Genomic DNA, 10,515 nt, shown 5'->3' on the forward strand with positions numbered 1-10,515 from the left:
CGGGCGAGGGAATGCCGCTCATCTGCTGCGCCACCACCGGGGCGGTATGCTCGAAGCGCAGCAGCGCCGAAAGACGGCGATGGGCTTCGGCGGCGGCTTCGGCGCAACTACCTTCTCGCGTCTCAAGGCGCAGGGGGAGCGTATTGATGAACGGCCCCAGGCTGTGATCGCTCCCGGCCTCGCCGCCCAACCGCCCGAAAAGGACGGTTCCGAAGACCGACGGCGCGGTCGGCCCGCTGCACCGGGCGAGCGCAGAGGCGAAAGCGCAATGCACGAGGCTGGCAACGGTCAACCGATGGGCTTGGGCGGCGGCGCGCAGACGGTCCGTCGCGGGGCTTCCCAACCACTGCCGGTCCACCCGCACGGTACTGCCGTCGCTATGATGATCGTGCAAACCGAAAGGCGCAGCGGTTTCGGTAACATCCGCCAGCATGGTTTTGAAAAAGGCGCGCGCGTCGGGCGTATCGGCGTTGCGCTGCGCGCGGAACACGAAATTTCGGAAGGGCACCGCAGGCGGCAGGCTTGCCTGTCCGGTCGCCAGCGCCGCGATTTCGGCCTTGAGCTGTTTCAGCGAGGTATTATCGTCAATCGCGTGATGGAAGGCTTTCAGAACCAACCACCGGCCCTCACTTTCCTCTGCCCGGAATAAACGCACCAGGGGCGGGCGGCGTAAATCGAACGTCAGGCTTGGCGGGTTCACGGCGGCAATCAAGGCAGCGGCCGGATCGTCGCTGGGCGGCAAGGTAAGGTCGGTAACGGGCAGGTCGGCCCTGCGGTAAACGATCTGAACCGGCTGGCTGATCCCCTCCCACCATAGGCCCGTGCGCAGAATATCGTGGCGGGCAATCGCTGCCTGGAAGCCCCGGCAATAGGCATCGAGCGCGGCGCGGGTGTCGAACCGCATCACCGTCCACAGCAAATAAGGGTCGCTGCCGGGGGTCAGCAGGTGATGATAAAGAATGCCTTCCTGAAACGGGGTTAGCGGATAAATATCCTGAAGGGCGGCAAGCCCTCCCGGCGTCTCCGCCACAATCCGATCCAAATCGGCCTGGGGCAGCGTTGCCAGCGGCAAAAGCTCCGGCGTGAGGCGCGGCGTGTCGGGGGTGAGCCGGTTTGGTGGGACGCTTTCGACCGGCTCGGCGGTGTCGAGAACCGTCGCTAGCCGGGCCGGTGTCGAATGGCTGAAGAGGCGGCGCACGTCCAGCGGCAAACCCGCCTGACGCAGTTTTACCGCCACGCGCATGGCCAGCAGCGAGTGTCCCCCCAGGGCGAAGAAATCATCGTGCCGCCCAATCGGCGTTCGTCCGAGGATCTCGGCCCAAATCACTGCAATCTGGCGTTCGATCTCGGTTGCGGGGGCTTCGTAGGCGGTCTCCGACGCGGTGAGGTCCGGCGCGGGTAGAGCGTTTCGGTCCAATTTACCGTTAGCGGTTAACGGAAAGGCCGCCAGAGTGACGAAGGCGGCGGGGATCATATAGTCCGGCAGGCTTTCGACCAGGGTCGCCCTCAGGTCCGGCGCGGCGAGCGCGGCGGGAGCCTTGCAATAGGCCACCAGTCGCGGGTCGCCGGGGCGATCTTCGCGCGCCATCACCAGCGCGTCTTGAACGCCGGGATACTGTTTTAGCTTGGCTTCGATTTCGCCGAGTTCGATGCGGAACCCCCGGATTTTGACCTGAAAATCGTTCCGCCCCAGATAGTCGATGGTGCCATCGGCATTGCGGCGCGCCAAATCGCCAGAGCGGTAGAGCCGCTCGCCGGGAACAAAGGGGCTGGGGAGGAAGCGCTCGGTGGTCAACTGCGGGCGGTTCAAATAACCGCGCGCCACCCCGGCACCGCCGACATAGAGCTCGCCCGGCGCGCCGAGGGGGGCGGGATGCCCGGCCTGATCGAGCACATAGAGCCGAAGATCGGGAATCTTAATCCCAATCGGGCTGCCGCTGGCGGGGGGGCGTTGGCAATCTTCGGCGCGGAGGGGCCGATAGGTGACATGCACCGTGGTTTCGGTAATGCCGTACATATTGACGAGTTGAACCGCTTGATTGCGCGGGTCGGCATACCAGGGCTGAAGCCGGGTTACATCGAGTGCTTCGCCGCCGAAGATTACCGTGCGTAACTGGTGCTCCCCCGGGCTTTCCGCCTGGGCCGCCATCAGGGCCAGAAAGGCGCTCGGCGTTTGGTTCAGCACCGTCACGCCCGCGCAGCAGAGGGTATCGTAAAAGACCTCCGGGGCGCGGGCAGTCGCCTTCGGAATAATCTCTAACCGCCCGCCGTAGAGGAGAGCCCCCCAAACCTCCCAGACCGAGAAATCGAAGGCGATAGAGTGAAACAGGCTCCAGACATCGGCGGGTGAAAACCCGTACCAAGGCGCGGTTGCATCGAACAGGCGCGTTGCCTGCCGATGCTCCACCAGAACGCCCTTCGGCTGCCCGGTCGAGCCCGACGTGTAGATGATATAGGCGAGCGTCTCGCCCGAAACCGTCGGCAGCGCGTCCGAACTCGCTGAAGTAGCCTCAGGCGCATCGACCATAACGAGCGCAATCGGTTCGTGCAGACCCGCCTGCGCCGCGTTTACGGCGTCGAGCGTTTCGGCATGGGCCAGCAGGGCGCGCGGCTTAGCATCGTCGAGAATAAACGCCAGCCGCTCCGCCGGGCTTGCCGGATCGAGCGGCAAATAGGCCCCGCCCGCTTTTAAGATCGCCAGAACCCCGACGATCAAATCGAACGACCGCTCCAAACAGAGCGCGACCGCGACTTCCGGGCCGACGCCAAGGCGGCGTAGATGCTGCGCCAAGGCGGTTGATTGGGTATCGAGCGCGCGATAGGTCAGGCGTTGCTCGCCTAAGCTCAATGCAATCGCATCGGGCGTGCGCGCGGCCTGATCGGCAAAACGCGCATGCAGCGGGCGCGGATCGGCGGGCGGCACGACGGTTTCGTTCCACGTCGAAAGGCTGAGCGCCCGTTCGGCCCGTGCGGCGACGGGCCATTGCGCAAGCGCTTTCAGCGGATCATCGAGGCACGCGTCGAGAAGTTCGGCATAGGCCGTGCGCATCCGGTCAATTGTATCCGGCAAAAACAGGTCGCTCGCGTAGGTCCACAGCAGGGTCAGCGTGCGGGCCTCGGCCTGTCCGCGCGGGAGAATGACGACTTCAAGGTCAAATTTCGCGCTGTCATTGCTATAGGCTTCAAACAGCGACAGGGAAAAATCCCGCTGCTCCAGCGGGGGTAAGGCGGAATTATGAAAGCTGAACCCAACCTGGAAGAGCGGATTGCGCGCCGCCGTCCGTTGCGGCTGAAGCGCCCGGACCAAACGTTCAAACGGCAGGGTTTGATGATCGTAGGCGTCCGCGACCGTCCCATGAACCCGGTGAACCAGATCGATAAAGCTGAGATCGCCCGAAAGATTGGCCCGCAGCACAATACTGTTCACGAACATCCCCAGCATCCCCTCCGCCTCCTGGTGGGGGCGATTGGCGGCGGCGGAGCCGGTCACGAAATCCTCCATTCCGGTATAGCGGCTAAGGAGAAGCTGAAAGGCGGCGAGCAGAACCGTATAGGGCGTTACGTGCTGGTTGCGGCAGAAGGCTTCGATGCGGGCAAAGAGCGCTGCCGGAATTTCGTGCCGGATTTGCCGCCCCCGGAAGCTCATTTGCGGCGGGCGCGGAAAATCCTGCGGCAGTTCCAGAACCTGGGGGGCACCCGCGAGCTTATCGGTCCAATAGGCCAAATCCTCGGCAAACCGCGCCTCGGCTTCGGCGCTGGTTTGCCAGGCAACATAATGGCGGTACTGCGCCGGGGGCGGCGGCAGGGCCGACGAGTCGTTCTGATATAGGGCCAAAAGTTCGCGCAGAAACAGATTGGCGCTCCAACCGTCATGCACGAGATGATGTTCGATATGCAGCAGCGCATAATCGTCGGGCGCGAGGCTGAACAGAACCCAGCGCACCAGCGGCAGGCGCGTTAGATCGAAAGGCTGTTTCACGCCGTCGCCGACCGCAGCCCATAGGGCGGCAATTGGATCGGCGGCCCGCTGAAGGTCGACCTCGGTTAAGGCCGCCCGCGCGTCCGGGTAAATCTGCTGAAACGGGATGCCTGCGGCATCCTCGGGAAAGGCCGTGCGGAAAATCTCATGCCGGGCGATGATCTGATCGAGGGCCCGGCCCAGGGCGGCGCGGTCCAGCGGGCCGCGCCAGCGGATGACCGACTGCGCGTTATAGGCCAGCAGGTTCGGCGAGAGTTTTTCGAGCAGCCAAACCCCCTTCTGTTGCTCGGAGAGCGGCAGCGGTTCAGGGGGGCGGAAGTCGGTCAGCCTCGCATCGGGCCGCGCGGCAATCGGCGCATTCTGAAGGCGGGCCGCGAGATCGGCGACAACCGGCGCGGCAAAAACATCGCTGATGCTGACGGCCCGGTTCAGCCGCTCCCGAAGCCGCCCCACGCTTTGCGCGGCGGTGAGGGAATTACCGCCAAGGCTTAGAAAATCATCATGGCGCGACAGCCCCGTGAGGCCGAGGATTTCAGACCAGACAGCGGCTACGGCCTCCTCGAAAGCAGACTGCGGGGCCGCGTAGGGTTGGCGGATAACGGCTTCCGGGTCGGGCGGCGGCAAGGCGGCCCGGTCGATCTTGCCATTGATCGTTAGGGGAAAGCGCGGCAGCCAGACAAAGGCAGCGGGGAGCATCCAGGCAGGCAGCGCCGCCGCGAGCGCGGCTTTCAGCGCCTGCGGCGTTTGGGGCTTCGGGCCGCTGTAATAGGCGGTTAGTTGCACACCGCTTAGGATCACCAGGGCATCGCTGATGTCCGGCAAGCGGCGCATCTGCGCTTCGATTTCGCCGGGCTCGATCCGATAGCCGCGCAGCTTGATTTGATAATCGATCCGCCCGAGAAAGGCATAGGCCCCATCGGCGCGGCGGCAGACCCGGTCGCCGGTTCGATAGAGGGTTTCTCCCGCACGCTGCGGGTGCGGGAGAAAGCGCGCCGCCGTTAGATCGGGCGCGCCGATATAGCCAGCGGCAATGCCGACGCCACCGAGATAAAGTTCGCCGCTCTCGCCTTCGGCAACGGGGATTCCGGCGGCGTCCCACACGTGAAATTCGGTGCCTTCGATTGGCCAACCGATTGGCACGGGAGCGTCACGAGCGCCTGCGGGCGCAGGGCTACACGGATAAAGGCTAGACCAGATTGTCGCTTCGGTCGGGCCATAGGCGTTGAAGACCTGACAATGGGCCGACCAGGCGGCAACAAGCGCCGGTTGCGGCGCGTCGCCCGCCAAAATGAGGGCGCGCAGATCGGAGTGTGTTGGGGGTGTCACTCCGGTCAAGGCCGCAGGCGGCAGTGTGGCGAGGCTTATCCGCTCGGCCCTCAGGAAGTCCGCCAAGGCGTCGCCCAAGGGGGGCGAGCCAGGCGGGGGCAGGACCAAGCGAGCCCCATGCGCGAGCGCGAGAAGAATTTCAAACAGAGAGGCGTCGAACCCGAAGGAGGCGAACTGAAGAACCGAATCCCCAGGGCCGGGGCCAAAGGCGCGGGCTTGGGCGGCGATGACGGCGGCTAAACCTCGATAGCGCAGCATCACGCCCTTCGGCGCGCCGGTCGATCCCGACGTAAAGATGATATAGGCCAGCCGCTCGGGGTCGAAAGCGGGTGGAGCCGGGATCGGGGAATGCGGTTTCGACAGGTCCATCTGGGGAATCGAAAATTGATCCGCCGCCTCTGCCAGGGGGGTGCCCGCGTCGGTCAGGGCGAGCGCAGGCTTGGCTTGCGTCAGAATGGCGGCAAGGCGCGCCGGGGGATTTGCCGGATCGATTGGCAGGTAAACCGCCCCGACAAACCAGAGCGCCAACAGGCTCACGATCTGATCTCGCCGATGGGGAAAAGAGACAGCAACGACCGTGCCGATGGTGACGCCGCTGTCAGCCAGCGCTTGTGCCACACCCCGCGCCTGAGCAATCAGGGCAGCGTAGGACAGATCCCCCGCTGCATCCGTCAGCGCCGCCGCCATCGGTTGATTTTTGGAGTGGGCTATAATGGCGGCGAGGGGATTGAGAGAGAAAGAATTATTTCTGATTTTTATCTTATCGGTTAAAGACAAAAAAGTTCCCCCCGCTCACGGTTACACCCTAAAGCTTGGTAAACAAGCTTTAGGGTGACAGCGAAACGTCTATTGCATGTTCAATCTACAATAACACTACGTGTAACTTCGATTCAGGCGCAACTGTTTTTTTTATCGCAACCGGATATCGATGCCTTTTTTAACCGGATAGTAATTATTGATTCTTGTGGTGAGCATATTTTAATTTTCTAAAAATTATTCTCTAAAAAATATGAAAATATTTATTCACTATAAAGTATGGCCAGTAAATCATCATATATCCGTTTACGTGCATCCTCGCGGGCTTTGGGAGCATCGAAACTCGTATGTGCATTCGCATAACCTTCAGTGAGCGCGTAAATAATGGCCTGCGGGTATGTCTGTGCAAGCAAGCCGCTATCATTGCGTGCATAGGCCTTTGCAGTCCATTCTGCTCGAATTGCTGCATTCGCTTGGCTTGTGGTTTTCTGATTTGTGCTGCTATTTAACGTCGCGTAATAGTTGGCATAGGCTTCGGGTGTGCCGAAATATTCGGTAATCATAGCGCTATTCTGCTCAGCGTAGGCCATTGCACTTCTGTAAGCCGTTTCGAAAGATCGGCGGATTGGGTAGCCGCGCTCGAACAAATCGGCAAACATCGGCTGAAGGCAACCGAACCAATCCGCCTCATCTGCCGAAACGGTATGACATTCGATAACCCGCTGGTAAAGATGGGGATTTCCGCCGGTAAGCTCGGCGACATCACGGCCGAACGGCATCAGCGACCGCGCGGACCACCGATACCATAGGGCCATCAAATCGATATCTTCCCGCACACTCACCCCCCCGGATAAATCGAGATAGGAGAGAAGCGTTTTGATCCAGGGAGCAGGTTGTAAGAGCACCATCATGTTTCTGTCTATCGGTAACGATGGGGTTCCATAGAAGATTGTTTCATTCAAAACAACCGAGAATTGTGGCGAATCGTGCTCATCCGAACTGGCCGAATATCCGTGACGCAATCGCGGCCCGCCTGACCTGGCCCAGGCCGGGCGCAACGGCGACTAGACGATCCCCGCCGACGATCCCGAACGCGGCGGGCGTTCTTTCGCTTTGGCCGCGCGATACCCGCTCGCCCGGTAAACGGCGATGGGATCGATGGCCCCATCCGCGCGGCGGCGGACTTCGGCCAGCAGCGGCGAAACATCAGTATTGAAGGCCTGCTTTAACATCGTATGCGCCCCCAGCGCGTCGCAGGCATTCTGCGCGTCGGTCAAGGCGCCTCGATCGATCAACAGGGCTTGAGCGTAGCGGCGCTGCACTTCCATCGCGCTACTCATCAGGCTTTCGATGGGGTCGGTCACGTTATGGGATTGATCGAGCATATAAGCGGGCGCAAAACCGGGCGCGCCGCGCTCGGCGGCATCCACCAGTTCATTGAAGATCAAGAACAGTTGGAAGGGGTTGATCGAGCCGCTATCGAGATCGTCGTCGCCGTATTTACTGTCGTTGAAGTGAAACCCCGCAAGCTTGCCGAAGCGAACGAGCCGGGCAACGATCATTTCAATATTGGTATTCGGCGCGTGGTGGCCGAGATCGACGAGGCATTTCGCCTTCGGTCCAAGCTCGGTGGCAGCAAGGTAGCTGCTGCCCCAATCGGCGATAACGGTGGCGTAAAACGCCGGCTCGAACAGCTTATGTTCGATAAAGACCGACCAATCGGCGGGCAGGGCGGCATAGATCTGTGCCATGCTCTCAAGGTAGCGATCGAAGGCCGCCGTGAAATTCTGCTGACCGGGAAAATTCGCCCCGTCGCCAACCCAAACCGTCAGCGCGGGCGCGCCCAAGGTTTCCCCGAGGCGGATGCAGTCGATATTATGGGCGACGGCAAGGTCGCGCACGGCTTTATCGGGGTGGGTGAGGCTGCCGAATTTATAGGAAAGCAGCTGTCCGGGCTGGTCCTGGAAACTATTGGAGTTCACCGCGTCGAAACCGAGGCCAAGGCTGGCCGCCTGCTCCTTCAGCGCCGCCGCGTCGGATGGCCTATCCCAAGGGAAATGCAGCGAGACGGTTGGGGTGGCGCGGGTGAGGTGCTGGATCGTCGCGCAATCTTCCAGCTTATCGTCCAGGCCGCGCGGCTCCCCCGGTCCGGCGAAGCGGGCAAAGCGCGTTCCCCCCGTCCCAACCCCCCAGCTTGGCAGGGCGACGCCGAACGCGGCGACCCGATCCGCGATGCGATCAAGATCAATCCCACGCCGCGCCACTTGGCGCTTCAAGGCGGCGTAATCCTCTTCCAAAAAGGCGAGGCGGCAGGCGTTATCCGTGCCGATGGCGTCGGCGGAAATCCGAAAGCTCATGACTCTCTCCTCAGCGGGTAAAGGCGGCGGCATTGCCCGCATCGACATTTAGAATATTCCCGGTCGATTTGGCCGAGGCCCCGGTGCAGAAGAAGAGCACGGCGGCGGCAATATCTTCGGGGTAGACGGAGCGCTTCAACAGACTGCGCTGGCGGTAATGATCTTCCAGGGCATCGGTGGAAAGATTATAGGCCTCCGCCCGCTCTTGCAGCCAGGAGCCGCTCCAGATCTTGGAGCCGCGCAGCACGGCGTCTGGGTTGACGCTATTGACGCGGATGCCGAGCGGCGCGCCTTCCAGCGCAAGGCATCGCGCCAAATGCAGTTCGGCCGCCTTGGCCGTGCAATAGGCCGAGGCATTGGGGGAGGCGGCGAGGCCGTTTTTGCTGCCGATGAAAACGATGGAGCCCCCCGTTCCTTGGGTTTTCATCATCTTGAAGGCCTCGCGCCCGACGAGGAAATAGCCGGTGGCAAGCACGGATATATTGCGGTTCCACAAATCGAGCGAGGTTTCCTCAATCGGCGCGGAGGAGGCGATTCCCGCATTGGAAACCAGCAGATCAACCCCACCGAAGGCGAGGGCCGCCGCCGCGAAACCGCTTTGCACCGAGGCTTCGTCGGTCACATCGACGCGCACGCCCGTCACCCGGTCCTTACCGAAGCGTTTGCCGAACTCCTGCACCGTGGCCTCAAGGCTGCCCGCATCGATATCGGCCAGCACCACCGCCGCGCCCTCGCCCAGCAGCGATTCGACCGTCGCCCGGCCAATGCCGCCCGCGCCGCCCGTTACAAAGGCGATTTGCCCCGCAAGGCTTTTCGGCTTCGGCAAGCGTTGCAGCTTGGCTTCTTCGAGCAGCCAATATTCGATATCGAAGGCTTCTTGCTCGTCCAGCCCGACGTAGCGGTCGGCCCCATTGGCCCCGCGCATCACGTTGATGGCATTCACATAGAACTCGCCCGCAATCCGCGCGGTAGCCTTATCGGCGGCAAAGGTAATCATGCCGACGCCGGGAACGAGGTAAACGATCGCATTCGGATCGCGCATCGCCGGGCTATTCGGGCGGCGGCAGCGGTCGTAATAGGCGGCATATTCGGCCCGATAGGCGGCAACGGCAGCATCGAGCCCGGCCAGGGTGCCGGGTAAATCCGGCTGCTGCGGATCGAACGGCACGACCAGCGGGCGAATCTTGGTGCGCAGGAAATGGTCGGGGCAGGAGGTGCCGAGCGCGGCCAGCGCGTCCCGATCCCGCGCGCAGACGAACTCCAACACTTCGGCGCTATCGTTGAAATGCCCAACCTTTGGGTGCGTTGTGGAAATCTGGCCGCGCAGGGCGGGCATTAGGGCGGCGGCGATGGTGCGGCGCTCAGATGCCGACAAAGGCGCGCAGGCGGGGCCGCCAAACGCCGGGCCGGTCACGGTTGCTTCCAGCCACTCGGCGGCGCGGTTGATGATCCGCAGCGTCGTCTCGTAGCAGCTTTGTGCCGAATCGCCCCAGGTGAAAATACCGTGCCCCGCCAAGAGGATACCGCAGAGCTTGGGGTTCGCGCGGGCAACGGCTTCGAGCTTCAGCCCCAGGTCGAACCCTGGACGCTGCCAGGGGAGCCAGCCGATTTCGCCGCCGAAGACCTCCTGCGTCAGTTCTTCGCTGCGGGCCGAGGCGGCAAGCGCGATGACCGCATCCGGGTGCATGTGATCGACATGGGCGTGGGGAATATAAGCATGCAGGGGCGTATCGATACTGGCCGCGCGCGGATTGAGATTGAAGGTGCAATGGGGCAGGTAGCCGACCATTTCATCTTCCTGCGCAAGCCCGCGATAGAGGGTTTTCAACTGCTCCAACTTGTCGAGATAGAGTGTGGAAAACCCATCGAGCGCCATGCTGCCAAGGTCACCGCCGGAGCCTTTAACCCATAAGACGGTGACGCTTTTCCCCGTCAATGGGTCAGAATGCACTATCTTCGCCGAGGTGTTGCCGCCGCCATAATTGGTTACCCGCAGGTCCGACCCCAATAAATTGGAGCGGTAGAGCAGCAACTCTGGCTCGGAAAGCGTTGCGGCGTGGGCAGTATCCCATAGGGATGGGATGAGAGACGGGCTGA

The 10,515-nt window shown here is 62.2% G+C and carries 4 protein-coding genes; all 4 read right to left on the reverse strand.

Annotated elements, in window-relative coordinates; genetic code table 11:
• Positions 1-5,992: amino acid adenylation domain-containing protein (locus tag ACIQ36_RS14305; protein ID WP_395830430.1), on the reverse strand; the 5,992-nt coding region annotated here is incomplete at its 3' end.
• Between the two features lie 332 nt (positions 5,993-6,324).
• A complete protein-coding gene (locus ACIQ36_RS14310) occupies positions 6,325-7,083 on the reverse strand; it encodes a hypothetical protein (protein ID WP_395830432.1) in 759 nt (252 codons plus the stop codon).
• A gap of 42 nt (positions 7,084-7,125) precedes the next feature.
• Positions 7,126-8,418, reverse strand: a complete 1,293-nt coding sequence (rhaI, locus tag ACIQ36_RS14315; RefSeq protein ID WP_395830434.1) for an L-rhamnose catabolism isomerase — start codon at positions 8,416-8,418, stop codon at positions 7,126-7,128.
• A 10-nt stretch (positions 8,419-8,428) separates the two neighbouring features.
• A partial coding sequence (locus ACIQ36_RS14320) for a bifunctional rhamnulose-1-phosphate aldolase/short-chain dehydrogenase (protein ID WP_395830436.1) occupies positions 8,429-10,515 on the reverse strand: 2,087 nt, incomplete at its 5' end.

The sequence above is a fragment of the Elstera sp. genome, from assembly GCF_044372965.1.
GTDB lineage: Bacteria > Pseudomonadota > Alphaproteobacteria > Elsterales > Elsteraceae > Elstera.